The sequence below is a fragment of the Ruegeria sp. HKCCD6426 genome, assembly GCF_057221115.1.
Genome location: NZ_JBWVBF010000003.1, coordinates 622,898 through 647,437 on the forward strand (window position 1 = coordinate 622,898; position 24,540 = coordinate 647,437).

The window sequence follows — 24,540 nt, forward strand, 5'->3', positions numbered from 1 at the left end:
GCTCTGATGTGGACTTTGCTTGTCTCTCTAATCCTGTTCGCACTTTATTGTTTTGCGGTCGTTTTTGCCGTTCGCGCGGCACAGACAGCAAGGACACCTCAGGGGGCCGTTGGCTGGGTTGTATTTCTGCTGACTTCACCTTTTTTGGCAGTGCCATTTTACCTGTTTCTGGGCCACCACCGGTTTCGAGGTTACCGCATCGCACGAAAGGAAAGCGAACGCGTGGTCGAGGGCATCAAATCCTTCGCGGACTTCTCGAAACCCGACCCGGACACATTGCGGATCAACCCGCGTCCATTCGAAGCGCTGGCCCACCTGCCTGTTTCCCGAGGCAACGGGGCCGAGCTGTTAATCGACGGCGAGGCGACGTTTCAGTCTATCTTTGACGCTATCGAAACCGCGAAAAACTATATCCTGATCCAGTTCTATATCGTCCGAGATGATGCCTTGGGACAGGAATTACAGGAAAAACTCATCAGTGCCGCCCGCCGCGGCGTTCATGTGCGGTTCATGACCGATGCCGTCGGCAGCTATGGGCTGCCATCCACTTACTTGGCGACGCTGCGCAACGCGGGAATAGATGTAGCTGACCCTCGAGAACAGCGAGGGCCGAATTTTCGCTTTCAGCTCAACTATCGCAATCACCGCAAGACCGTGATCATAGATGGCGAGACCGGGTTCATCGGCGGCCACAATATTGGGGTCGAGTATCTGGGTCAGGATCCCCGGTTCGGACGCTGGCGCGACACCCACCTGAAAATGACCGGTCACATCGTTCGGCAGTTGCAGCTGATTTTTATCGAGGACTGGCATTGGGCCCGCAACGAAGACCTGATCGACCAGCTGGACTGGGCCGGAAGCGAGTCCGATCAGGACATGAACGCCCTGCTTGTCGCAACGGGCCCCGGAGACGACACCGAAACCGGCGCTATGATGTTCTTTGCCGCCATCGCCGAGGCTAAGGAACGCCTGTGGATCGCCTCACCTTATTTCGTGCCCGACATCGACATCATGACGGCACTGCAACACGCCGCGCTAAGGGGCGTCGATGTGCGCATTCTAGTCCCGGATGTGATCGACCATCGCCTGCCCTGGCTGGCCGCCTTTGCCTATTTCGACGAAATCCGCGAATGCGGCGCGCGCATTTTTCGCTACACTGACGGCTTCATGCACCAAAAGGTCATTCTGGTTGACGATACGCTGGCAGCGGTGGGAACGACCAATCTGGACAACCGCTCGTTCCGGCTGAATTTCGAGGCGATGGCGCTCTTTTTTGACGCTCGGGCCGCGAAGTCGACACGGGACATGCTGATAACCGACTTTGAGGCCAGTTACGAGCTGACGCGAACATTGTCGCAACAACCCGGCCATATCCGGTTTGGCGCTCCGATAGCACGGCTCTTTGCCCCGATCCTCTAGGACAGGAATCTTTCCTGAAACACGCGGGTCATCAGCGCCACCATAAACGCCGTTGAAAGGCCAAAGGCCAACAGACCGGTGACCGAGGCGAATGCACCGAAGATACGCAGACCCTCGCCCAGAACGATGTCGCCATAACCGAGGGTCGTAAATGTCACCAGCGAGAAATACAGAGCTGTATTCCAATCCGGCAGCACGTCGCCAAAAACCCAGACGATAGCCCAGATCCAGACCTGAACAGTATGCGTGAAGATGATGAACAACAACGCGATGGTGATCGGGCCGGCCGTGGCCAGGATCGCGCTCTTGCTATCCCATTTCTCCAGAAAGCGACGAACAACCAGGACACACCACGTCAGCAACATGATTTCGATCAGAAAGCAGATCCCCAAATAAAGGCTGCCCCACAGTATTTGCTGTGGCAACGTCATTGCGCGTGCCCCTCGTGTTTTTAGTTTGCTGTTTGGCAGCATGAGCTTTTGCGGCGCATTGAACAACCCTGACCCAAAGGGTGGCGCTGCGGCGAATAGAACCGGACCGCTCTCAACACTGGACACAACAAGCGCGGGTTGCACATTGTGACATGCACCAGATGAGGTTGAGAATGCTTCTTACCATTGAACATGTTCGGAAATCCTATCCCGGTGGACGCCCTGTTCTCAACGACATCTCGCTGACACTTGCATCGGGCCAGACCTTGGCCCTGACTGGAGAGAGCGGTAGCGGCAAGAGCACTCTGCTGCATCTCGCCGCTGCATTGGACGAGTTCGATGCAGGCGAAATCAGGCTGGACGGCGCGCGTTTTTCATCTCTGGACGACGCAGGGCGGGCAGCATTGCGGCGTACGACTTTGTCGCTGGTGTTTCAGCAGTTCAATCTGATCCCCTCGCTGACAGCAGCCCAAAACCTCTCGATCCATGCCCGCCTAGCTGGGCGCGACGATCCAGAATGGACCGCGCACTTGGCTGTTCATTTAGGCCTTACTGACGTACTGGATCGCTACCCCGAACAATTGTCAGGCGGACAGCAGCAACGAGTTGCGATTGGCCGCGCGATGGCAACACGGCCTAAACTTTTGCTGGCGGATGAACCAACAGGAAATTTGGACGAAACCGCCAGCGCGGTAGTTCTGGACCTCATGCTGTCTCTGGTCGCCGATACGGACACAGCCCTTTTACTGGTGACTCACTCACCGGACATCGCCGCACGGCTGGACCGGAGCGCGCATTTGGCTGGCGGTCGCATCACATGACCGGCGCGTGCCTCCAGGTTTTACTGTCTCATTGGCGTTCCCATCGGTTGCAGCTTGCTACCCTGTTAACCGGTATCGCACTGGCGACAGGATTGTGGTCTGCTGTCCAAGCTATCAATGCCGAGGCCCGAGCCAGCTATGCAAAGGCCAGCGCCCAACTTGCCCTTGGTCAGTTCGACGAGTTGCATGATCCGTCTGGCATGATCCCATTGTCCCGCTACGTCGCATTGCGCCGCGCGGGGTGGCAAGTGGCTACCGTGCTGGAAGGAACCTTACGGGTGAAAGGACGCTCAGTCCGCCTGATGGGTGTGGACATGCTCAGCTATCCCGCGTTGCCCGCCTTTACCCAAGTCGAACAAAGCGAAGCGCCTACTGACCCCTCAGACTTTCTGACATCCCCGGGTCGCCTGCTGATGGCTTCCGAGTTGGAGCCGTTCTTTGACGGATTGGAGGGATATCCGCCAATCATCACCAGTACTGCCCTGCCCCCGAACCTCATCCTCACCGATATCGGCGTGGCCGAGAACCTGTTGAACCATCGCAATCTGATTTCGCGTCTGGTTATCCTTCCGGATCAGCCCGCGGATCTGCCATCTCTTTCGCAGATTGCCCCCGAGTTGGAACGTACCAGCCCGTCATCTCGCACCGACACCGCTCGGCTGACTGACAGTTTTCACCTGAACCTGTCTGCCTTTGGTCTGCTGTCTTTCGCCGTTGGCCTGTTCATTGTCCACGGCACTGTCGGCCTGGCCTTCGCCCAACGACGTGGGATGATCCGCACGTTGCGGGCGCTGGGCGTGCCGATGCGACGCCTCGTCTGCCTGATCCTGTCCGAGCTTGTCCTGCTCGCCTTTGCTGGTGGTCTACTCGGGCTCGTACTGGGTTACCTAGTTGCGGGCGCGTTGATCCCCGATGTGGCGGCAACCTTGCGTGGGCTTTACGGCGCGCCGGTTGAAGGACAGCTTACCTTGCGCCCACTGTGGGTACTTTCCGGCCTAACGATGGCCGTCGGGGGCACTTTGGTCGCCAGCGGTCATGCCCTTTGGAAACTGTCGCACATGCCCTTGCTTGCCGGGCCAGGCTTACTGGCTTGGAGGGGTGCTATGTCTCAGCGCGTGGCAGGCGGCGTTGGCGTCACCCTTTTGATTGCAGGGTTTGTTCTGTATGCAAGCGTTGAAAACCTGGTCACCGGGTTTGCAATGCTGGCCTGCATTTTGACTGGTGCGGCCCTGACGTTGCCTGTCATCCTGTCCTGGCTGCTGGCCGCCTTGGCACGGCGGGCCCGCGGACCGTTGGCCCAATGGGTTTGGGCGGACATGCGCGCGCAACTCCCGGGTCTTTCACTGGCGCTGATGGCCTTGCTTCTGGCTCTGGCCGCAAATGTTGGGGTCAGTACAATGGTTTCCAGTTTCCGGCTGACATTCACCGGCTGGCTGGATCAGCGCCTGACTTCTGAACTCTACGTCACAGCCACTGACGACGAACAGGCCGCCCGGATTGCGGACTGGCTGAAACCGCAGGTCGATGCGGTTCTTCCGATCCGCAGCACCGAACTGGCCCATGAAACCGGACCGTTGTTCCTGTATGGAGTCATCGACAGCGAAACCTATCGACAGCACTGGCCTTTGATCGCACGCAGTCCTGATGCCTGGGATATGGTGATGGATCACGGCGCTGTTCTTATCAACGAACAACTGGCGCGTCGCGCTGACCTTTGGCCGGGCGACACTCTTGCCATCACGCCAAACGACACCCTGAGGATCGCGGGTGTGTATTCCGACTATGGCAATCCAACCGGCCAAGCGATCGTTGCGATGTCGCAACTGGATGCTATCGCGCCATCAACCTCGGCCCGGCGCTTTGGTATTCGTGTGGCGCCTGAGCGCGCCGCCGATCTGGCGCAAACCATGCGTGAGCGGTTCGACCTGCCCACCCGAGCAGTCGTCCCGCAGGGGGCGATGAAGGCGCAATCGCTGGCGATATTCGACAAAACATTCGTGGTCACATCCGCGTTGAACGTTCTGACGCTGGGGGTTGCTGGGTTCGCGATCCTCACCAGCCTGCTGACCCTTTGGACCCAGCGCCTGCCTCAGGTTGCGCCGGTTTGGGCTCTTGGCCTGACGCGCGCTCAACTCGCATGGCTGGAGCTGTTGCGTAGCATTCTGCTGGCGACACTGACCGCCTGTCTGGCACTGCCACTGGGGTTGGTGCTGGCCTGGGTGTTATTAGCTGTAATCAACGTTCAGGCCTTCGGCTGGCGATTGCCCATGTTTCTTTTTCCCGCAGACTGGATTCGTCTGTTTGCCTTGACGCTGCTGGCGGCAGCAATTGCTGCAGCCCTGCCTGCGTGGCGACTGCTGCGCCTGCCGCCTGTGGAATTGCTGAGGGTATTTGGTAATGAACGCTAAGATCCTCTTGCTACTTCTCTGGTTGCCGCTCGGCGCTTGGGCGCAAGGTTTTGCCGGGCTGGGTGGAACGGCCGATGGTTTTGATGTTCCCCGACCCGGTTACGAATTCACATTTCCGCAGGACCATGGGCCGCACCCCTCTTACAAGATCGAATGGTGGTATCTGACCGCAAACCTGAGGGGCGAAGACGGGCTGGAATACGGGATACAGTGGACACTGTTCCGTTCGGCCCTGAAACCAGGTGAGGCCGAGGGCTGGCAGAGCCCTCAACTGTGGATGGGGCATGCCGCGGTAACCACACCCAAGGATCATTTCTTTGCCGAGCGACTGTCGCGCGGCGGTATTGGTCAGGCCGGGGTTACCGCCGTGCCTTTCGAAGCCTGGATTGACGATTGGCACATGCGAGGGGAAGAGATCGACACGCTTGAATTGGCCGCCAGCGGTGCAGAATTTGGGTATGATCTGTCAATGCAAGCCACCGGGCCATTGGTTTTTCATGGCGATCAAGGCTATTCCGTAAAGTCCGCAGATGGGCAGGCCAGCTACTATTATTCACAACCCGCCTACGCGGTTGAAGGCGTCCTGCGCCTGCCGACCAGAGAGGTGGCGGTGACTGGCAAAGGCTGGCTGGACCGCGAGTGGTCATCACAGCCCCTGGCTGCTGATCAGAGCGGTTGGGACTGGTTCTCGCTCAGCCTTGATGACGGAAACAAGCTAATGGCGTTCCGCCTACGTGGAGCGCGCGGGGACTTCACCGCCGCCACCTGGATCGATGCGGATGGTCAAAGCGCCGCCCTGCCCGATGGTTCGACAACTTTCCTACCGCAGAAAACGGCCGATGTCGCAGGCCGTGAAGTTCCCGTGAAATGGCACGTGACCCTTCCTGAACATGGATTGGATGTCGAAGTCATGGCCCTGATTCCTGACGCATGGATGGGCACAAGCTTCGAATACTGGGAAGGCCCGGTAAGCGTCTCGGGCAGCCACTCGGGCCGCGGGTATCTGGAAATGACCGGCTATTGATGTAAGCTGAAGTCCCGCCTGATGGACGGCTGTGCGGCCAGGAAGTTTAGTAGATTCCGTTTACAGAAAACTCTGTCGACGCTTGGCAAGATCGAACTCCAGCCATCCGCATTGCTATTGGTGGAGCAGCGAAACAGCGCAAATGCACGACCAAACTCGAACACCTGTGTGAGTTTGGCCGGCTGAATAAACGATCCCTGCAAGCAGACTATCGGACCACGTAGACGGAAACGGTCGAGTGTCGAACGACTCGGGCAGCATTCGGACCCAAAAGATAGTCCTTTAGATCAGGTCGATGCGCTCCAATAACGATCAGATCGCTTCCAGCAGATTCAGCTGTGTGCAGGATTTCCTGATAAGCTGTACCGGTGGCCACAACATGGCGCACTTTGGCGTTGCGCTCGGCCCCCAGAACAGAATTCCCTAAATTCTCCAGCGCTTTGTGAGCGCTTTCAACTGCATGCTCATGATGTCCGGGCTCAAAGAAGCTGCCGACAAAGGATTCGCCAAAATCCGGCAGCACCGTCACCACATCCAGTTGTGCACCATCCAGATCAGCCAATCGCGCTGCCTGTCGCAACACCTCGGCGTCTGATTCCGGTTTACCAGCGTCTACTGCGCATAAAACAGAACGTGTCATGCAGGCACCTCTTGTCTGGCGGCGCGGCCGCGTTGCAGGAAGGCGATCAGACCCAGCAGGATCAGCGCCGGAATAAACATCAGCTGTTTGGGTGGCTGACTTGCCGGAAGGCTGACGGATGTCAGGCGCACGGCCTCATCCCCGTAATAGTCAAAGATGTCCAGATCATCGGCGACCGGTGAACCGAACGCCGGCTCTTCTAGCTTGACCAGCCCATCTTCAGGGATCAGCAGCAGGCCCATAGCTTCGACACGCGCAGCACCGCCCTCTTCATCGCCGACAGAAACGACGACGGTCTTATCCACCATTTTCAAAGTATCGAAATCCGGTCCTGCTATGACAAGCCTGACCTGAGTCCCCGGTGAAGTTTGACCGATTGTTTCCTCGAAAGCCGCAGGCTCGACCGTAGTAAACGGCGGTGAGACACGGTCCATCAGGTAATCGGGCCGAAACAGTGCAAAAGCCACAAGGATCAGTGCAACGCTCTCGTAAATACGGCTGTGCGTGATGAAATAACCCATAGTCCCGGCTGTAAAGACGAGGATGGCTATAGTCGCCGAAATCGCAACGATTATGCCTTCAACCCAAGTCACATCGATCAGCAATAGATCGGTATTGAAGATGAAGACAAACGGCAAAGCTACGGTCCGCAGGCTGTAGAAGAACGCGGTAAAGCCAGTCTTGATCGCATCACCCCCCGACACAGCGGCGGCGGCAAAGCTGGCCAGACCCACCGGCGGTGTCACATCCGCCATTATGCCAAAGTAGAAGACGAACAGATGCACGGCGATCAGCGGCACAATCAATCCGCTTTGTGCCCCAAGTTCGACTACAACCCCGGCCATCAGAGAGCTGACAACGATATAGTTCGCCGTGGTCGGCAGGCCCATACCCAGGATCAGGCTGAGGATACCTACCATCACCAGCATAAGGATAAGGTTGCCGCCCGACAGGAACTCAACCAGATCGGCCATCACCTGTCCGACACCTGTAAGGGTCACGGTGCCCACGATCACGCCTGCCGTGGCTGTCGCAAGCGCGATACCGATCATGTTGCGCGCGCCATCAATCAAACCCTGCCAAAGATCCGCGACACCGTCGATGAATTTGTCATTCAGACTATTCTGTCCCCGGAACAACGCCTTGAGCGGCTTTTGTGTCAGCAGGATTACAAACAGCAGCGCGGTTGCCCAAAATGCCGAAAGCCCCGGCGATTTTTGTTCAATCATCAGAAAGTAAACAAGAACGATGATCGGCAACAGGTAATGCAGGCCCGCTTTGTAGATATCTGCGATGACCGGCAGTGTCACCTCTTTGGCGTTTGGATCATCAGGCTCAAGATCAGGCACCTGCGCAGCGAGATACAGCAGGCCCACATAGACAGCACAAACGATCAGGCTCAGGATCAAACCTGCCGCAGACGGCACCCAGCTTGTGACCGCTTCAACTGGGTACTGCGAACCATAGCAGAGGCCTGCAAATACCAGAAAGAAGGACAACATCCCTACAACGGTCCGCGCCAAATGCACATCGCGGTCGCCCAATGTGGGCATGTTCCGCTTCACCGCTTCAAGATGAACGATGTAGACCAGCGCGATGTAAGAGATTGCTGCAGGAAGGAACGCGTGGGTAATAACCTCAACGTAGGAAATACCCACATACTCGACCATCAGAAAGGCCGCAGCCCCCATAACCGGCGGCATAATCTGACCGTTGACCGACGAGGCAACCTCGACCGAACCCGCCTGCTCGCTGGAAAACCCAACCCGCTTCATCAGCGGAATGGTGAACGTGCCGGTGGTTACAACGTTTGCAATGGACGAACCCGAGATCAGACCGGTCGCGGCAGAACCGACAACGGCGGCCTTGGCTGGACCACCGCGCAGGTGACCCAGTGCGCCGAACGCCATCTTGATGAAGTAATTCCCTGCCCCGGCCTTATCGAGCAACGCTCCGAACAGGACGAACAGGAACACGAATTTAGTTGATACGCCCAAAGCTATGCCAAACACGCCCTCGGACGTGATCCACATATGGCTCATCGCCTTTTTCAGGCTGGCGCCTTTCCAGCGGATAACTTCCGGCACCCATTCGGACGAGCCGAAGAACACGTAGGCCAGAAAGATCGTGGCAATAATCGCCATCGCTGGGCCAAGCGCGCGACGCGCGGCCTCAAACAGCAACAGCAGGCCGACCAGAGCGACCCACTTGTCGGTGTCATCTGCAAGACCACCTGCATCGACGATCTTATTGTAAAAGAAGTACCCGTAAAGCGCTACAAACGCGCCCAGAATCCCCATCAACCAATCCTGAATCGGGATATAATCGCGTGGGCTGGATTTCAGCGCCGGATAGGCCGCAAAGGCCAGAAACATCGCAAAAGCCAGGTGAAACTGTCGCGCGTTATTCACAACGCTGCCCGGCAGCACATAATTCGCTAGCGGAGACGCCAACACGACCTGAAATATCGACCAGATCGCCGCGACTATGGCCAGAAAGATTCCGACATTACCAATTGGATTGCGCCCGCCCGCGTCTGACGAGGCTACAAGCTCCTGCAGCTCTTCTTCAGATAGAGGTCGATTGGATTGTGTGTCGGAACTCATGAAGTGTCTCCCCGTCGCAGCCGTTTTCTGCCTTTTTTGACACCCGTTTCAATGGGTTTGGTGCAGGGCGCCCGAAGGCACCCTGCATTTGGTCTGGCTTACTGGATCCAGCCTTTTTCTTTGTAGTACTTCTCGGCGCCCGGGTGCAGCGGAGCCGACAGGCCGTCTGCAATCATTTCTTCGGGCTTGAGGTTAGCAAATGCCGGGTGCAGCTTTTTGAAGTCATCGAAGTTTTCGAAGACCGAGCTGACAACCGCATAAACCGCGTCTTCAGACACATCCGCCGAGGTCACGAAAGTAGCACCAACGCCGAAGGTCGCGGTGTCGCCATCCGAACCACGGTACATGCCACCTGGGATGGTTGCGGTCCGGTAGAACGAGTTGTCATTGACCAGCTTGTCAACCGCATCGCCGCTTACGTTCACCAGAACCGAGTCACAAGCGGTGGTGGCTTCCTGGATCGAACCCGAAGGGTGACCAACGGTGTAGACCATCGCGTCGATCTGGTTGTCGCACAGAGCTGCGGACTGTTCGGCTGCTTTCAACTCGGTCGCCAGTTCGAAATCGCCGGTGGTCCAGCCCATTTCACCAAGCAGAACTTCCATGGTTCCGCGCTGACCTGAGCCAGGGTTACCAATGTTGACGCGCTTTCCCTTCAGATCTTCGAAGTTGGTGATGCCGGAATCGGCACGTGCAACAACGGTAAACGGCTCGGGGTGAACCGAGAATACAGCGCGCAGGTTTTCGAAGGGGCCAGCCTCTTCGAATTTCGAGCTGCCGTTGAAGGCGTGGTATTGCCAGTCGGACTGAGCCACACCGAACTCCAGCTCGCCTTCGCGAATGGTGTTGATGTTGTAGACCGAACCACCAGTTGATTCGACCGAACAACGAACGCCATGTTCCTTGCGGCCCTTGTTCACCAGACGGCAGATCGCGCCGCCGGTCGGATAATAAACGCCGGTGACGCCGCCAGTACCGATGGTGATGAACTCTTCGGCATAAGCCGCCGGAGCCATCATTGCAGCGGTCACGAATGCGCCGAGGCTAAGCTTGCTGCTATTTTTCATTTAAGAACTCCCATTTTTATTTTGTGGGCGGAAAAAGGCGAATGCCCCATATCCGGGGAACGTGCCGATAAGCCAGATCAGCCCGTCATGCAACGGGTGCAACTATGTGAATTTTCCAATGTCTCCCAACCATTTCGAGGTTTCATTCCGAGATCACGCTTGTCAAGGCCAGAGCCAGTATCATTTCCGCAAAGCTTCAGATTTGACGGAAAAAACCGAACTTTCCCCGCTATTTGGCACAACCGCCAAGGTTGGATGGAAAAGAATGCGACGTCACGGGGACTACACAGAACGGATTTGGAGACAAGAAGTCAGAAACCTGTCGGACGTTTCTGGCGTGGGTTTTCATGTCCCAAATAGAGTTTGAAGGTTATCATCAATGGTGTCGTAACACCCGCTGTTCAGCCGCGGGAAGCCATACAAAACTAATCTTTATAGCCAAATTCGAGCCACGTACGTTCTTCCCGCGCAGGCAGTTCGTTCATCCGCGCCCTTTAGACTGAAAGCGTATGCTGCGCCAAAACACCTTCCATTTGTTACTGCTTCCGCTGTCAGGTAAATTTGTATCCTTCTTCCATATCCCCGATTTGCAGAGGGCGCGTAAATGGCAGCATCAAGAGCATGCCGGTAGCCAGCTAAATTCTTGCAGTTTGCATCATAGGTGATGCCATCCAGTGAAGTGTGGGTTTTCAGGTAGCGACGATGTGCCTGGGCATTCAACTCAGAGAGGGTTTCGCCCTCTTCGTTAGAAGCGCTGTCCAATCATCTGGAAACCTCACCGAGCCTAGGATCAACCAATGGGTCCTCAAATATCTGCGTCGCGCAGATGGGCTGCATCCAAGTGGTTCCGCACTTAGTGGGCGTAGAGGTGAAAATACCATCAGGGCGTGTATCAAACGCGTCCCGAATTTTCGTGTTGGTGGTGACAGATTGGTATGACTGCGTTCTCTGTGGGATTGTAAGCGACATAATGAAAGCCTTTCAAACCAACAGTTGTGGCAATAACCCTTCCGAAACTGAACAAGCGCAACATCCCCTGACCAGTTTTTCAATTGCTGCGGTTCTTCGTCACTAATCCGGATACTGCCCACCAAGAATGCTGGTATTGCCTGTTCAACCCAATTCGCAACACTATGGGTGAGTATCGAAGCTCCGGTATAACCCAGTCTCGCTAACGCCAGATTTGCTGGCGTTGTCATGATTCGTGTTTCTTTTCAGCTTACAAGCTTGAAGACTTCGAGCGGCTCACGAATACCCTTCAGGCTGATTTCACCTCTGGTATCGACTTGGTAGTGATCCTCAACTGCCATAGCAGCCCGAGGACTAAGAAGAATTTCCCCGTCCCTGGCTTCGTCGCAAAGACGTGCGGCAAGGTTGATGGCGGTTCCAGAAGCCGTGTAGTCGAAACGCCCCTCAAAACCCACCAAACCTACCGTGGCATACCCAAGAGAAACACCAACGCCGAACCCAAGCCGATAACCCAGTCGCTTCCATTTCCCACTCAGTTCAACCATCTTTTCGCGCATCGCGTTTGCCAGCCGTACAGCATCGCCTGCGGGATCGTCACATGGCAATGGGTCGTTGAACAGGACCATGATCCCGTCGCCCATCCGGTGGTCGACGCCTGCTCCGTGCTCATTGATAAGCTTGCCCAATTCCTCATGATATGTTTGCAGAACTTCGATGGTCTCTTCCGGCTCCGCCGTTTCGCAAAAGGCGGTAAAGCCTCGGATGTCGCAAAACAACACACCCAATAGCGCACGATGACTTGAGAGCAACTGTTCCGAACCAGAAGAAATTACGGTGTCGGCCACCGCCGCCGGCAGAAAACGCTTAAGGCGGCCCATCCGCTCAATCTGGCCCACCTGTTCTTCGACCCGTTCACCCAATTCAGAGTTGAGTTTTTCCAGCGCATTGAATTGATGCACGTTTTCAATGGCAATCACGGCCTGATCGGCGAAGGTTTGGATTAGAGAGATTTCCGACTGATTGAACGGGCTGACCTCGTTGCGGAAAAGCGTCAGATTTCCGATGCCCTTACCGTTTTTCATCAGCGGGACAAACAACACGCTTCGTATACCGGATGCATCCACCATCGAGCGAACAACCGGACTGCCCGCCTTGTATAGATCACTGTCCCCCATATCATCAAAAGCGATCAAGCGGCCTTCGATAATGGATTTAGCGGCGTAAGACAGTTCCCCGTCCATCCGCATTTGCCCTGTCTCGAACAACTCGATTGCCTCAGGAAACATTCCATTATGTGCAGCCAGAATCTGAACGCTGTCTTCAGGCTTTCCCAATATCAATCCGGCCAAGGGCGCATTGCAAAGCTTACAGGCGTTATTGAGAATCGCATCAAAGACAGGTTTTTCGTCGTCGCGGCTATGGCTGATAACCTTCAGTACCTCGGACGAGGCGCGCTCACGTTGCAAGCGCTCTTGTACCTCACGAAACTGGCGCACATTTTCAATTGCCGTTACGGCCTGCTCGGCAAAAGTGTCGATCAGTCGGATGTCGTCAGCGCTGAATTTGGAGACTTCACGGCGACTTAGAACAATAACCCCGATCGCACGGCCTTCCTTGACGAGCGGAACTGATATTCGGGTCCGCAGACCTTCATCATCAACCAATTGGCACATATCCTGATCGCCGGTCAGATACGCTTTGCTTTGCGACAGGTCTTCGTCCTGAGTTGTGTAAGCATCGCGCAACGCGATCCCGAGACCGGTTACAGGACCATCCCAGTTTACAGACCACGTCTGGTCGATTTCCAACGCCCGGCGTGGCAACCCATGATGTGCGGCCAGACTGAGCTTCGTCAAACCCTCATCTGCGAGCAACAACCAAGCAATCGGTGCGTTGCACAAGCGTGCTGCATGGCCCAAGATCGTCTCGAAAACGGGCCGATCGTCGTGGCGGTTTTCATTGATGGCCTGCAGTATTTCCCGCGTGGCGGTCTCTCGGTCACGCATACGGTCAAGTTCCAGTCGGAGGTCCTGTCGATCAACCCGGCCCAATTGTTTCCGCATTGCTAAACCACTTTTCTGTCAAATCAATTCCACATTAGTGAAGCCGTGCGTTGTAGACTAGCATTACAAATAGCAGCCTTCCTCTGACCTTTAGATTTGTTTTTGGCCGGCGGGTATCTCCCTAAGGTTACGCGCCGCCAGTTCGATCAAGGTTAAGGTGTTATTATTCCGCTTGCCCGACCACGGTTCCACGAGATCTCGGAACGTGGGTCATCCTCAGAACGTGGGTCATCCTCAGTAAGTGGGCTTGCGAAACGGTTAACTACACACTTCGACAAAGCCTTGCTGATAATCACAAGCTGTCCAAAGTTGCGCAAACACGTCGAATCTGAGATTAGACGAGAGCGTGAAAGTGTGAGTTAGCTGTGCGGGGAAACGCAATGTCAGAAAAGAAAAAACAGAGAGCAGGTTCCCCTAACTCTCTGTTTTTACTTTGGTACCCAAGGCCGGACTCGAACCGGCACGGTATCACTACCGGGGGATTTTGAATCCCCTGCGTCTACCATTCCGCCACTTGGGCCACGTTCCTTGGATTAGCGTCCCGCATCAGGAAGGTCCAGAGGCAAAAATCAACCTTTCCCACCTTTGTTCGCCCGACGGAGGTTGACGGTACTTCGGGTGCGTGATTTGGATTGCCCGTCCCGAGGCATGGATTTTGTATTTTATGTTGCGATCACTGTATGACTGGACCATTCGTCTAGCGGATCACCCTCATGCCCTTTGGGCGCTTGCCATTGTGGCTTTTGTCGAAAGCTCGTTCTTCCCGATCCCTCCTGACGTTCTGATGATTCCCATGATCCTGGCACGACCTTCACGCGCCTGGCTGATTGCATCGGTGGCTCTTGTTTCTTCGGTGTTGGGCGGAATGCTGGGATATGCAATCGGCGCCTTCTTTTACGAAAGTGTCGGCCAGCCTATTCTCGAGGCCATGGGCAAAGCGCAAGCCATGGAAGAGTTCAATGTACGGTTCAACGATTTCGGCTTTTGGGCGGTGCTGACCGCTGGGGTCACGCCTTTCCCTTATAAGGTCATCACGATCATGTCCGGCTGGACGGGAATGCCACTGGGCACATTTATTGCGACATCCATCCTCGCGCGGGCATTGCGGTTCTTCGTTGTCGCAGGACTGTTGTGGAAATTTGGTGAACCGATCCGCGATTTCATCGAAAAACGGTTGGGATTAATGTTCACCCTGTTCATTCTGCTGCTATTGGGCGGGTTCTTTGCGGTGCGGTACCTATGATAAATCGATCATCACTAATTGTTCTTGCAGCCGGCGGGTCAGCCGCCTTGTTGTTGGCCGCATGGGGCTTCCAGTATCTCGGCGGCATGGCGCCTTGCAAAATGTGCATCTGGCAACGCTACCCGCACGGGGCGGCTTTCCTGATCGGCGCCGTTGCACTGGCCCTGCCGAGCCTTCGGGCGCTTCCACTCCTAGGAGCGGTTGCAGCTATGATCACCGCCGGGATCGGTGCGTATCACGCAGGTGTCGAGCGAAAGTGGTGGGAAGGCCCAACCAGCTGTACCTCGGGCGACATAAGCGGATTGTCGGCAGAAGATCTGCTGAACCAGATCATGGCCGCCCCGTTGGTTCGTTGTGATGATATTCCATGGGAATTGTTTGGTCTGTCGATGGCAGGCTGGAACGCTGTCATATCCACTGGATTGGCCCTGATCTGGATCGCTGCCTGGCGCGCACGCTAAGCTCTACTGCTGATCCAGTTCGGCATCCCAATAGAGAAAATCAATCCAACTGTCGTGCAGGTGGTTCGGTGGGAATTTGCGCCCGACATTACGTAGGGATTCGGCATCCGGCTGTCGCGGCGGCTTTCGCAGCGTCATTCTAGCCTGCCGCAGCGATTTCGAACCCTTGCGCAGATTGCACGGGCTGCAGGCAGCAACCACGTTCTGCCAACTTGTCACGCCCCCCGCAGCGCGCGGCACCACGTGATCAAAGGTCAGATCACCGCGGCTGCCACAGTACTGACAACAGAATTCGTCCCTCAAAAATAAATTAAAGCGCGTGAAGGCCACGCGCTTTCTGGGTTTTACATAGTCTTTCAGGACAACGACCGATGGTATTCGTATCTGCGTACTGGGACTGCGGACCACTTCGTCATACTCTGCGACGATGTCGACCCGATCCAGCCATGCAGCTTTAATAGCCTCCTGCCACGGCCAGAGTGATAGGGGGTAATAGGAAAGTGGGCGATAGTCAGCGTTCAAAACCAATGCGGGATGATGCTTGAGAGCACCGGGTTCCCTGACAAATTCGGTCCTGAAGTCTCCGTCCATATCAGAATCGCTCCTCGCTCTGCTCTGCCCGTTTTGACACCAGAGCGGGGAACACCCGCCCCGGCCTTAACTTAACTATATATCGTGTTAAAACTCTGACAAGTCCTGAGTTTCCACAATATCTCGGGGATTGATTAAACCCAATCCGTGACAAGATCGTGACAGTTATCCACAGGTTGCACCGATTTGGCCGCCGGGATATGGCGTTGCCCATGTCATGGTTCATCCGCTTCAACAAACCGTTCGACGTGCTGCCGCAGTTCACCGACCGCGCGAATGCCGAATCGCCGCGAAACACTTTGTCGGATTTCATAGACCTGCCCGGCGTCTATCCCGCGGGCCGTCTGGATCGCGACAGCGAAGGACTGATGCTGCTGACGGATATCGGCAAGCTGCAGGCGCAGATCTCGGATCCGAAACACAAGATGCCCAAAACGTACTGGGTTCAGGTCGAAGGTGTGCCGGATGCAGCTGCCCTGAAGGCTTTGCGCGATGGTGTGGAGTTGAAAGAGGGCCCGACACGCCCAGCTAAGGCTCGGCTGATGGACGAGCCGGAGGGGTTGTGGCCCCGCACGCCACCAATTCGCGTACGTCAGACCGTTCCCGATAGCTGGGTCGAGTTGACCATCCGCGAGGGCCGCAATCGGCAGGTTCGTCGAATGACGGCCGCAGTGGGCCACCCTACCCTTCGGCTTATCCGAGCTCGTATCGGCGACTGGACGTTGGAAGGGCTGGAACCCGGTCACTGGGACAGCCTGCCATTGCCTGCTTTCAATTCCGCCCCACAGCGTAAACGCGACCGCCGCCCCCGCCGGTGACAGAATGCTTCCTAGCGGTTAAACTGGATTCATGAAGGTTACTGCAGACATACCAGCCCCGTCCGCCATTCTGGAGGCCGCGCTGTATGTTGATGATCTCGATGCGGCTGAGCGGTTTTACGGAGAAGTTCTGGGGCTGACACGTATTCAGCGCGTGGAAGATCGGCACGTTTTCTATCGGGTCGGCGGTTCAGTTCTGCTGCTGTTTAATCCGGTTCAGACCGAGCAACCGCCAAACAACCCAGACCTGCCAGTCCCACCACATGGCGCGCGCGGACCCGGACATGTGTGCTTGGTTTTGACTCGCGATGAGATCGCGACCATGCGCAAACACTTGCTGGACTGGAACATCCCGCTTGATGCCGAATTCGATTGGCCCACCGGTGCAAGATCTCTTTATGTCCGCGACCCGGCAGGCAACTCAGTTGAGTTTTCAGAAAGCCACCTGTGGGACTAACGTAAAGCATATCGTTTCGAAATCCTGTTTACCGGCGTTCCATCCCTTAACGGTACGCCGTAAGCCACCGAATAATCACGAAATCCCATCTTTTCATAATACTTGAGTCCGAGAGCGTTATCGGCCCTAATCGTTGCGCTGATTGCTTGAAATCCCAACGAAACGGCCCGTTTCGACGTTTCTTCGAACAGTGCGCGACCAGCGCCGCGCAGCACTGGATGGCGGCGGGTGAACGTTGCGATGTCGGCGCAATCTTCGGGCAAGATCTCATGGGTGCCCAACCATTGAAATCCGGCCACCTCGCCTTGAACATCCAGCGCAACGTGGCAGCAAATCTTGTCTAAGCCGTCGAGATAGCTTTGCGTGAACAAAGGCTCAGAGAACGGAATTTCAAACGCGGTCGTCCCGCCTGCGGCGATGATAGCGTTGAGAATGCGGCATGCGTCAGCCACATCCTCCCGCATCATCGGACGCACCACGATCATGGTTACAGGCTCAGCTTGTCACGCATGAAGGCCAGTGCGACGCTCAGCCCATCGGGCGCGATACCGTGCCCGGTGCCTTTCATGACATGCGCGTAGACTTCTTTGAAACCTGCTGTCTGCAGAGCCTCTGCAGCTTCCGGCAGCGATTGCGGCGGCACGACGTCATCTGCGTCACCATGCACCAATAGAATGGGCATCCGGCTGACAACTTCATCTGCCAACATGTCCGGCTCCAGAAGACGGCCGGAAAAGGCCACAATTCCGGCAACCGGATCTTCGCGACGCGGCGCAACATAAAGGCTCATCATTGTGCCTTGAGAGAACCCAAACAGTACAACCTGTTCCGGCAAAACATCCTCATCCACCATCAGAGCGTCGAGAAACGCGTCGAAGTCTTCCACGGCCATTTCCATGCCGCGCCGTGCTTCTTCTTCCGAGGATCCGTCAATCCAGGGGATCGGGAACCATTGATACCCGTTGGGCATGCCGGGAATCTGCTCGGGCGCATCCGGGGCCACGAACAACGTGTCGGGAAGGTGTTCACCCAGAACATCCGCAAGACCCAACAGGTCGGCCCCGTTAGCGCCATAGCCGTGCACAAACACCACAACCGAGCGTGTATCGCCCGAAACCGGCTCTTTTCGGAGCGCATTCAAAACCCGTGTCATCTGATCCCTTCTCTGTCTTTGACCACGCGGTAATAGGCCCACAAAACCCGTGCCGCAACCGATCGCCACGGCGACCAGGCTTCTGCCATCTGCCGCAGTTCCTTGTCGGTTGGCCGCGCAGGCAACTTGTAGAGCGCGCGGGCGGCTTCTTGCAGCGCTAGATCACCGGGTGCGATAACGTCGGCACGCCCTAATGAAAACATGGCGTAAATTTCGGCAGTCCAAGTTCCAATCCCCGATACTTGCGTCAGTATCGCAACAACATCCTCATCAGGAATACCGCGTAATGCTTTGTAATCAATGCGTGCTTCAGCCAAAGCCCGGGCATAACGAATCTTCTGGCGACTTAATCCGACAGCCCTCAGATCGTCATCTGTAGCCCACATGATCTTGCGCGGTCCGGTCAATTTCGCCTCCTGCAACCGCTTCCAGATCGCGTTTGCCGAGGCAACGCTGACCTGCTGACTGACGATCGCACTTAGCAACTGGGCAAAACCGTCCGGGCGGCGACGCAGGGGCAAAGGGCCTGTCTGTTCGATGGCATGGGCCATGCGCGGACAGGTGTCAGATAACCATGCAGCACCTTCCGCGACACAACCTGGCGTTTCAATAATGCGTCCGACAACCATGGGCGCTCCGTTTTGTGATCCCCGCCGAACGTTAGGCCCCTTTGTCGCATATGCAACCCGCTTGTGTGCCGAACAGATCGCCGATACGCATAGGCCCATGACAATGACCGCCATCACACCAAATGACAGCCAAGCCAAGCGCAACGTCGCCGTTCTGGTGGCCGCTCAATCGCTTCTAGGCGCGCAGATGCCAATGATGTTCATTGTTGGCGGTCTGGCCGGGCAATCGCTTGCGACAAACCCCTGCCTCGCTACCCTGCCGATCTCGCTGATCGTTTTGGGATCGATGTTGGCGGCCACACCCATTTCGGCAATCATGCAACGTTGGGGGCGGCGCGCCGGGTTCCTTGTCGGGGCTACGGCCGGTGCCTGCGGTGGTCTGGTGGGCGCATACGGTTTGTATTTGGGCTCATTCCCGATCTTTCTGCTTGGGAGTTTGCTGACAGGCATCTACATGAGCGCCCACGGGTTTTATCGTTTTGCAGCCGCTGACACTGCGTCGGATACGTTTCGGCCGAAGGCGATTTCCTATGTCATGGCAGGCGGATTGGCGGCGGCAATCATTGGGCCACAAATCGTGAAACTCACATCTACCGCCTATGTCATCCCGTTTCTGGGGACATATTTGGCAGTGATAGCGATCAATGTAGTCGGCTCAGCCCTTTTCTTTTTCCTCGATATCCCGACTCCAGCGCGCCCGACCGAGAACTCGCCAAAAGGACGATCCCGGCTAGAATTGCTGAAAACGCCGCGCATTGCCGTCGCCGTTATCTGTGCGATGGTCTCGTATGCGTTGATGAATCTAGTGATGACATCCACGCCGCTGGCAGTGGTGGGCTGCGGTTACACTGCAAATGACGCCGCTGATGTGGTTACCGCACACGTGCTGGCCATGTACGTGCCCAGCTTCTTCACCGGTCACCTGATCGCTCGGTTCGGCGTGGAAAAGATCGTCGCTTTGGGTCTCACCATTCTTGGCGGGGCTGGGGTCGTTGCCCTGCAAGGGGTCGATCTTGGCAACTTTTTCGTCGCTCTCATCCTGCTTGGCATCGGCTGGAATTTTGGCTTTATCGGTGCGACCTCAATGCTGGCCGCATCTCACGAGGTGAGCGAACGCGGGCGCATGCAGGGTCTCAATGACCTGTTGGTATTCGGCGGCGTCACGCTGGCCTCGCTCGCATCGGGCGGTTTAATGAACTGTTCGGGCGGATCACCGGTCGAAGGCTGGTCTGCAGTCAATCTGGCCATGATCCCGCTGCTGACCCTTGCGGGCGGTGCTCTGCTGTGGCTGGTCCTTCGCCCGGCAGAGCCCGAGGCGATCTGACATCAGCTACCAGCGACCGGTTCCAACAGTCCACATCAACGACAGCCTGCGCCGCAATTCCCCTTGGGACAGCCCCCCTTGGGCGACACGCCCGGGCTGCGCCAAAACCTGTCGCAACACCCATTCGGCCTGCCAGCCCGCATAGAGCGCGGGACGCGCCTCATCCGAGACAGTTGACCGCCCCGCCTTTGCCGCTGTGAGGCGCTCCAGAGCTTTTTCAGCCAGCGCGCGAACGCCATCAGGCGTCCCGTCCAGCAAGGGAATCCTTCCACGGGCTTCAAGATCGGGGATTGCGCGGAACCAGTTCGCCACCCCCACGCCATAGCCGAAATCGCGCAGGGTTTGTTCGTCACCTGAACCCAAAGATTGCGCAGCCACGACCATCAAGGTCCCGGCACTGTGACGGATATAACTGTCAAAGTGGTCCTCGTCCTCGAACGGATCGCGATAGATATCCCAACGCCTTACGGCGACATACTCATCCAATAGTGCGGCCAGATGAGGTGACAGGCTGCGCGACAAGGGCGTTACAACCTCGTGGCGGCGAACGGTCTGCCCTTCGGCAATCTCCTGCAATGCGTCGCGCCACCATTGCAGGCGCATCTCGGCAATCATTGGCTCCTGTGTGACCCACGGGGCACGGGCCACCTCGACATTGAGGGCATACAGTGGAAACAGAACTGCGCGTGCACCGACAGGTGCAGCCATGGCGGCCATGAACCGGTCTGGGTCTGCGCGATGCACCAAGGCCGCGCAGGCTTTGACATCTTCGTCGAATTCCACGGTCACTCGGCCGCCGCCGTTTGCGAACCGCAATCCCGCACCAGTTTCCACTGGATCGCATCCAGCAAGGCCTCGAACGAGGCATCAACTATGTTCGCGCTGACGCCAACAGTCGACCAGCGCCGACCCTGCCCGTCTTCGCTGTCGATTATGACCCGCGTCACCGCCTCGGTTCCACCTTGAGTGATCCGCACCTTGAAATCCACCAGGCGCATATCTTCAAGAATCTGAGAATATCGACCCAGATCCTTGGCTAGAGCTTTGGCCAGCGCGTTCACCGGGCCGCGATCACTGCCATCTTCGTCAAGCGACTCACTGACCGACAGCTTCTTTTCCCCGTCGACCTTCACCACTACGACAGCCTCGGATAAGCTGACCATCATGTTATACTTGTTCTTTCGACGCTCAACCGTGACCTTGTAACGCTTCACCTCGAAGAATTCGGGCAACTGACCCAGCTCATCCCGTGCCAGAAGTTCGAAACTGGCTTGGGCGGTGTCATAGGAATACCCCTCAGCCTCACGCAGTTTGATCCGGTCCAGAATGCGTCCCAGCGCCGGGTTGCTGGCCTCAACCGTCAGTCCGGCCTCGGTCAGCCGCTTGCGAAGATTTGATTGCCCAGCCTGGTTCGACATCGGTATGACACGCGCATTGCCAATGTCGCCCGGGTCTACATGCTCATATGTCGACGGGTCCTTTAGAATTGCGCTGGCATGCAAACCTGCCTTATGGGCAAAGGCCGATGCGCCCACATAGGCCGACTGTTTGCTGGGAACCCGGTTCAGAATGTCGTCAAGCATGCGGCTGATCCGCGTCAAACCCATCAGCGCTTCGTGACTGACGCCAATGTCAAAGTTCGAGGCATAGGGTTCTTTCAACAGCAAGGTCGGGATCAACGCCGTCAGGTTGGCGTTTCCGCAACGCTCGCCCAACCCGTTCAACGTGCCCTGAATCTGCCGTGCCCCGGAATCCACAGCCGCCAGCGAACAAGCCACCGCGTTTTCCGTGTCGTTATGTGTGTGAATGCCCAGCCGATCCCCCGGCAAACCCGCGGCGATCACATCAGCGACAATCCTGCCAACCTCTGCCGGCAGCGCACCGCCGTTCGTGTCGCACAGCACAACCCAACGTGCCCCCGCATCCAGCGCGGCACGGCAGACCTCAATCGCATAGGCCGGGTTGTCCTTGTAGCCATCAAAGAAATGCTCGGCATCAAACAGCGCTTCACGCCCGGACGCTACAATATGTGCGATCGAGGCGCGTACATTCTCGACGTTGTCCTCAAGTGATACACCCAGCGCATGGGTCACGTGGTAGTCATGAGATTTTCCGACCAGACAGACCGCTTGCGTACCCGCGTTCATCACGGCCGCCAGTACATCGTCATTTTCAGCTGATCGTCCGGATCGCTTGGTCATTCCAAACGCAGTCAACCGGGCCGACGTCGCGGGGGCAGCTTCAAAAAATGCGCTGTCAGTGGGGTTGGCTCCGGGCCAGCCGCCTTCGATATAGTCGACACCCAATTCGTCCAACGCCTGAGCGATCTGGACCTTTTCGGCCGTCGAGAACTGAACCCCCTGCGTTTGTTGACCATCGCGCAAGGTTGTATCGTAGAGATAAAGCCGTTCTCTGGCCATCACACACCCTCCAGCTTGGCAGCGTCGAAACCCGCGCCGGGCACCAGATCCACACCGTCCTTGCTCATCCGAACTTCAAGACCCGCCGCCAGATACAGCGCCTTCAGGCGATCAACTTCGGCGAAATCCTTGGTTTGCATCGCGGTCGCCCGCGCCTGCGCCAGCCTGTCGGCATGCGGTGACAAGTCCAGCGAACCGGTTTCCGCCCAGTCTCCCATCTCGGCCGTCAACAAACCCATGGTTTGTGCGCCCGCCAAAAGCCCAGCGGCATTACCAGTCGCCGCCAGACGATGGAGTTCCGCAATGGCGCCTGCAGTATTCAGGTCATCGGCCAGCGCATCGATGACCGAGGGCGCCACGCTGGCGGCGGGCTCGATGCCCGCCGTCAGCGTCCGCCACTTTCGCAATGTCGCCTCGGCTTCACGCGCCTTTTTCTCGGTCCAGTCCATCGGCTTGCGGTAATGGGTTTGCAGGAAGACAAAGCGGATGACTTCACCCGGTACGCCCTGTTCCAGCAGATCGTGCACAGTAAAGAAATTGCCCAGCGATTTGGACATCTTCTTCCCTTCCACCTGAAGCATTTCGTTGTGCAGCCAGACTTTCGCAAACTCACCATGTGGATGCGCACAACGGCTCTGAGCAATCTCGTTTTCATGATGCGGAAACATCAGATCGTTGCCGCCGCCGTGAATATCGAAACTCTCACCCAGCAACTCGTAGCTCATGGCCGAACACTCAATGTGCCATCCCGGGCGCCCGCGGCCCCAGGGCGAATCCCATCCCGGCAAGTCGTCTGTCGACGGCTTCCAGAGTACAAAGTCCATCGGGTTCTTCTTATACGGAGCCACCTCGACCCGAGCCCCGGCAATCATGTCATCGACAGACCGTCCCGAAAGCTTGCCGTACTCCTCTTTCCAGCTGTCCACCGCAAATAGTACGTGCCCCTCGGCGGCATAGGCATGGCCCTTGTCGATCAGATCCTGCGTCATCGCGATCATCTGGGCGATATACTCTGTCGCGCGGGGCATCTGACTGGGTTCCAATGCACCCAACGCACCCATGTCATGCAGATACCAGCCGATCGTTTCATCCGACCGTTCCTGCACCAGCAGCTCCAATGAGCCTTCAGCGCCCGCCTTTTTCCGGGCCAAAGCTGTCGCGTTAATCTTGTCGTCAACATCGGTGAAATTACGCACATAAGTCACGTGTTCGGCGTCAAACACATGGCGCAGCAAGCGAAACAGCACGTCAAAGACAACAACGGGCCGCGCATTTCCCAAGTGCGCCCGGTCGTAGACCGTCGGCCCGCAGACGTACATACGCACATTTTCAGGGTCGATCGGAACGAAATCCTCTTTCGTCCGCGTCCGTGTGTTGTGCAGTTTGATCGTCGTCATCGGGTCTTGCTCCTAAAACAGCGTGCGCTTGCGCGTTTGCGCGGGCATAGCAACTTGTCTCAGAGATGAAAACGAAAGAAACCGGCCCGCTTGAGTGATCAGCAGGGAATGCAGCAAATAATGATGCAGGTCATACGGTTCATGCGTTCCGCATATCACGGGACACATCCTGCGCCAAGCCTTGAGTTCATAACTCCCTCGCGGCACAGTCAGCAGCATGAGCCGCGATTTCGTCAATTCCGTATGTGGTGACCTGCCCGGCGCCGAGCTGTCCGACCCCTGGGGCGGAGGACATGATGCATGGAAAGTCGGCAGCAAGATGTTCGCCTGTGTCGGCTCGGTTGGCGACGGCGTGTCCGTGAAGACACCCGATATCGAAACCGCTCAGATGCTGATTGATGCAGGAATCGGCACCAAGGCTCCCTATTTTCACCGCAGTTGGATTCACTTGCCTTGGGACACGGACCCTGAAGAAATACGGCACCGGCTGACGGCGTCTTACGATATCGTGCGCGCTTCGCTGACTAAAAAGGTCCAATCGACTTTGGCCGCACGAAGCTGATTGACAAACCCGCACGCCTCTGCCCCATTCGGGCGAA

Annotated in this window: 22 protein-coding genes and 1 tRNA gene; 10 read left to right on the forward strand and 13 right to left on the reverse strand. The window is 56.7% G+C overall.

What is annotated here, in order from left to right:
* Nucleotides 1-6 precede the first annotated feature (6 nt).
* Complete coding sequence (cls, locus tag AC2TDA_RS11920; RefSeq protein WP_480879386.1) at nt 7-1,419, forward strand: cardiolipin synthase; 1,413 nt, start codon at nt 7-9, stop codon at nt 1,417-1,419.
* On the opposite strand, the gene AC2TDA_RS11925 is transcribed toward cls, so the two are convergent.
* A complete protein-coding gene (locus AC2TDA_RS11925) occupies nt 1,416-1,850 on the reverse strand; it encodes an ion channel (RefSeq protein ID WP_480879387.1) in 435 nt (144 codons plus the stop codon). The genes cls and AC2TDA_RS11925 overlap by 4 nt on opposite strands.
* Nucleotides 1,851-2,023: 173 nt before the next feature.
* Between AC2TDA_RS11925 and AC2TDA_RS11930 the strand changes: the two genes are divergently transcribed.
* The 3 genes from AC2TDA_RS11930 to AC2TDA_RS11940 are packed head-to-tail and all read left to right on the forward strand — an operon-like array spanning nt 2,024 to nt 6,103.
* Nucleotides 2,024-2,671 (forward strand): ABC transporter ATP-binding protein, encoded by a 648-nt coding sequence (locus tag AC2TDA_RS11930; protein WP_480879388.1) that lies wholly within the window; start codon nt 2,024-2,026, stop codon nt 2,669-2,671.
* On the forward strand, nt 2,668-5,079 hold the full coding sequence (locus AC2TDA_RS11935) for an ABC transporter permease (RefSeq protein ID WP_480879389.1): 2,412 nt from the start codon (nt 2,668-2,670) through the stop codon (nt 5,077-5,079). The genes AC2TDA_RS11930 and AC2TDA_RS11935 overlap by 4 nt, the downstream gene beginning before the upstream one ends.
* Complete coding sequence (locus AC2TDA_RS11940) at nt 5,069-6,103, forward strand: lipocalin-like domain-containing protein (RefSeq protein WP_480879390.1); 1,035 nt, start codon at nt 5,069-5,071, stop codon at nt 6,101-6,103. Before AC2TDA_RS11935 ends, AC2TDA_RS11940 begins: the two co-directional genes overlap by 11 nt.
* Before the next feature lie 208 nt (nt 6,104-6,311).
* Here AC2TDA_RS11940 and AC2TDA_RS11945 read toward each other — a convergent pair whose 3' ends face one another.
* From AC2TDA_RS11945 to AC2TDA_RS11965, 5 genes are all read right to left on the reverse strand, one after another.
* Nucleotides 6,312-6,743 carry a universal stress protein gene (locus AC2TDA_RS11945; RefSeq protein ID WP_480847997.1) on the reverse strand — a complete coding sequence of 144 codons (432 nt, stop codon included), beginning with the start codon at nt 6,741-6,743 and terminating at the stop codon, nt 6,312-6,314.
* Entirely contained in the window at nt 6,740-9,349 is a 2,610-nt protein-coding gene (locus AC2TDA_RS11950; RefSeq protein ID WP_480847999.1) for a TRAP transporter permease, read from the reverse strand. Before AC2TDA_RS11950 ends, AC2TDA_RS11945 begins: the two co-directional genes overlap by 4 nt.
* Before the next feature lie 98 nt (nt 9,350-9,447).
* Entirely contained in the window at nt 9,448-10,416 is a 969-nt protein-coding gene (locus AC2TDA_RS11955) for a TAXI family TRAP transporter solute-binding subunit (RefSeq protein WP_480848001.1), read from the reverse strand.
* A 1,214-nt stretch (nt 10,417-11,630) separates the two neighbouring features.
* Complete coding sequence (locus tag AC2TDA_RS11960) at nt 11,631-13,448, reverse strand: GAF domain-containing protein (protein ID WP_480879391.1); 1,818 nt, start codon at nt 13,446-13,448, stop codon at nt 11,631-11,633.
* Nucleotides 13,449-13,882: 434 nt separating this feature from the next.
* Nucleotides 13,883-13,968: transfer RNA gene (locus AC2TDA_RS11965), tRNA-Leu, on the reverse strand.
* Between the two features lie 144 nt (nt 13,969-14,112).
* On the opposite strand from AC2TDA_RS11965, the gene AC2TDA_RS11970 reads away from it, so the two are divergent.
* Nucleotides 14,113-14,691 (forward strand): YqaA family protein, encoded by a 579-nt coding sequence (locus tag AC2TDA_RS11970; protein WP_480848005.1) that lies wholly within the window; start codon nt 14,113-14,115, stop codon nt 14,689-14,691.
* Nucleotides 14,688-15,152 carry a disulfide bond formation protein B gene (locus AC2TDA_RS11975; protein WP_480879392.1) on the forward strand — a complete coding sequence of 155 codons (465 nt, stop codon included), beginning with the start codon at nt 14,688-14,690 and terminating at the stop codon, nt 15,150-15,152. Before AC2TDA_RS11970 ends, AC2TDA_RS11975 begins: the two co-directional genes overlap by 4 nt.
* A 3-nt stretch (nt 15,153-15,155) precedes the next feature.
* Here the strand turns inward: AC2TDA_RS11975 and AC2TDA_RS11980 are convergent, their stop codons facing one another.
* Nucleotides 15,156-15,743 carry an HNH endonuclease gene (locus AC2TDA_RS11980; RefSeq protein ID WP_480848009.1) on the reverse strand — a complete coding sequence of 196 codons (588 nt, stop codon included), beginning with the start codon at nt 15,741-15,743 and terminating at the stop codon, nt 15,156-15,158.
* A gap of 212 nt (nt 15,744-15,955) precedes the next feature.
* Between AC2TDA_RS11980 and AC2TDA_RS11985 the strand changes: the two genes are divergently transcribed.
* Nucleotides 15,956-16,561, forward strand: a complete 606-nt coding sequence (locus tag AC2TDA_RS11985; RefSeq protein ID WP_480879393.1) for a pseudouridine synthase — start codon at nt 15,956-15,958, stop codon at nt 16,559-16,561.
* Between the two features lie 31 nt (nt 16,562-16,592).
* Nucleotides 16,593-17,018 (forward strand): VOC family protein, encoded by a 426-nt coding sequence (locus AC2TDA_RS11990; RefSeq protein WP_480879394.1) that lies wholly within the window; start codon nt 16,593-16,595, stop codon nt 17,016-17,018.
* Here AC2TDA_RS11990 and AC2TDA_RS11995 read toward each other — a convergent pair.
* The 3 genes from AC2TDA_RS11995 to AC2TDA_RS12005 are packed head-to-tail and all read right to left on the reverse strand — an operon-like array spanning nt 17,015 to nt 18,800.
* A complete protein-coding gene (locus AC2TDA_RS11995) occupies nt 17,015-17,503 on the reverse strand; it encodes an N-acetyltransferase family protein (RefSeq protein ID WP_480879396.1) in 489 nt (162 codons plus the stop codon). The genes AC2TDA_RS11990 and AC2TDA_RS11995 overlap by 4 nt on opposite strands.
* Before the next feature lie 2 nt (nt 17,504-17,505).
* Nucleotides 17,506-18,171 (reverse strand): alpha/beta hydrolase, encoded by a 666-nt coding sequence (locus tag AC2TDA_RS12000; protein ID WP_480848016.1) that lies wholly within the window; start codon nt 18,169-18,171, stop codon nt 17,506-17,508.
* Nucleotides 18,168-18,800, reverse strand: coding sequence for a DNA-3-methyladenine glycosylase family protein (locus tag AC2TDA_RS12005; RefSeq protein WP_480848017.1), 633 nt, complete (start codon nt 18,798-18,800; stop codon nt 18,168-18,170). Before AC2TDA_RS12005 ends, AC2TDA_RS12000 begins: the two co-directional genes overlap by 4 nt.
* A 97-nt stretch (nt 18,801-18,897) precedes the next feature.
* On the opposite strand from AC2TDA_RS12005, the gene AC2TDA_RS12010 reads away from it, so the two are divergent.
* Complete coding sequence (locus AC2TDA_RS12010) at nt 18,898-20,124, forward strand: MFS transporter (protein WP_480879397.1); 1,227 nt, start codon at nt 18,898-18,900, stop codon at nt 20,122-20,124.
* Between the two features lie 6 nt (nt 20,125-20,130).
* Here the strand turns inward: AC2TDA_RS12010 and AC2TDA_RS12015 are convergent, their stop codons facing one another.
* Genes AC2TDA_RS12015 through cysS form a run of 3 tightly spaced genes read right to left on the reverse strand, consistent with a single transcriptional unit; the run spans nt 20,131 to nt 23,941 of the window.
* Nucleotides 20,131-20,907, reverse strand: a complete 777-nt coding sequence (locus AC2TDA_RS12015) for a phytoene/squalene synthase family protein (protein ID WP_480879498.1) — start codon at nt 20,905-20,907, stop codon at nt 20,131-20,133.
* Nucleotides 20,908-20,909: 2 nt separating this feature from the next.
* On the reverse strand, nt 20,910-22,544 hold the full coding sequence (gene cimA / locus AC2TDA_RS12020; RefSeq protein ID WP_480879398.1) for a citramalate synthase: 1,635 nt from the start codon (nt 22,542-22,544) through the stop codon (nt 20,910-20,912).
* Nucleotides 22,544-23,941, reverse strand: a complete 1,398-nt coding sequence (cysS, locus tag AC2TDA_RS12025; protein ID WP_480879399.1) for a cysteine--tRNA ligase — start codon at nt 23,939-23,941, stop codon at nt 22,544-22,546. The genes cimA and cysS overlap by 1 nt, the downstream gene beginning before the upstream one ends.
* Nucleotides 23,942-24,158: 217 nt before the next feature.
* Here cysS and AC2TDA_RS12030 point away from each other — a divergent pair, with 217 nt between their 5' ends.
* The gene (locus AC2TDA_RS12030) at nt 24,159-24,503 is read left to right on the forward strand and encodes an MmcQ/YjbR family DNA-binding protein (RefSeq protein ID WP_480848024.1); all 345 of its coding nucleotides are present in this window, start codon (nt 24,159-24,161) and stop codon (nt 24,501-24,503) included.
* Nucleotides 24,504-24,540 lie beyond the last annotated feature (37 nt).

Coding starts and splice junctions, on each gene's coding strand:
- cls (WP_480879386.1), top strand. CDS start 7: ATGTGGACTTTGCTTGTCTCTCTAATCCTGTTCGCACTTTATTGTTTT.
- AC2TDA_RS11925 (WP_480879387.1), bottom strand. CDS start 1,850: ATGACGTTGCCACAGCAAATACTGTGGGGCAGCCTTTATTTGGGGATC.
- AC2TDA_RS11930 (WP_480879388.1), top strand. CDS start 2,024: ATGCTTCTTACCATTGAACATGTTCGGAAATCCTATCCCGGTGGACGC.
- AC2TDA_RS11935 (WP_480879389.1), top strand. CDS start 2,668: ATGACCGGCGCGTGCCTCCAGGTTTTACTGTCTCATTGGCGTTCCCAT.
- AC2TDA_RS11940 (WP_480879390.1), top strand. CDS start 5,069: ATGAACGCTAAGATCCTCTTGCTACTTCTCTGGTTGCCGCTCGGCGCT.
- AC2TDA_RS11945 (WP_480847997.1), bottom strand. CDS start 6,743: ATGACACGTTCTGTTTTATGCGCAGTAGACGCTGGTAAACCGGAATCA.
- AC2TDA_RS11950 (WP_480847999.1), bottom strand. CDS start 9,349: ATGAGTTCCGACACACAATCCAATCGACCTCTATCTGAAGAAGAGCTG.
- AC2TDA_RS11955 (WP_480848001.1), bottom strand. CDS start 10,416: ATGAAAAATAGCAGCAAGCTTAGCCTCGGCGCATTCGTGACCGCTGCA.
- AC2TDA_RS11960 (WP_480879391.1), bottom strand. CDS start 13,448: ATGCGGAAACAATTGGGCCGGGTTGATCGACAGGACCTCCGACTGGAA.
- AC2TDA_RS11970 (WP_480848005.1), top strand. CDS start 14,113: ATGTTGCGATCACTGTATGACTGGACCATTCGTCTAGCGGATCACCCT.
- AC2TDA_RS11975 (WP_480879392.1), top strand. CDS start 14,688: ATGATAAATCGATCATCACTAATTGTTCTTGCAGCCGGCGGGTCAGCC.
- AC2TDA_RS11980 (WP_480848009.1), bottom strand. CDS start 15,743: ATGGACGGAGACTTCAGGACCGAATTTGTCAGGGAACCCGGTGCTCTC.
- AC2TDA_RS11985 (WP_480879393.1), top strand. CDS start 15,956: ATGTCATGGTTCATCCGCTTCAACAAACCGTTCGACGTGCTGCCGCAG.
- AC2TDA_RS11990 (WP_480879394.1), top strand. CDS start 16,593: ATGAAGGTTACTGCAGACATACCAGCCCCGTCCGCCATTCTGGAGGCC.
- AC2TDA_RS11995 (WP_480879396.1), bottom strand. CDS start 17,503: ATGATCGTGGTGCGTCCGATGATGCGGGAGGATGTGGCTGACGCATGC.
- AC2TDA_RS12000 (WP_480848016.1), bottom strand. CDS start 18,171: ATGACACGGGTTTTGAATGCGCTCCGAAAAGAGCCGGTTTCGGGCGAT.
- AC2TDA_RS12005 (WP_480848017.1), bottom strand. CDS start 18,800: ATGGTTGTCGGACGCATTATTGAAACGCCAGGTTGTGTCGCGGAAGGT.
- AC2TDA_RS12010 (WP_480879397.1), top strand. CDS start 18,898: ATGACAATGACCGCCATCACACCAAATGACAGCCAAGCCAAGCGCAAC.
- cimA (WP_480879398.1), bottom strand. CDS start 22,544: ATGGCCAGAGAACGGCTTTATCTCTACGATACAACCTTGCGCGATGGT.
- cysS (WP_480879399.1), bottom strand. CDS start 23,941: ATGACGACGATCAAACTGCACAACACACGGACGCGGACGAAAGAGGAT.
- AC2TDA_RS12030 (WP_480848024.1), top strand. CDS start 24,159: ATGAGCCGCGATTTCGTCAATTCCGTATGTGGTGACCTGCCCGGCGCC.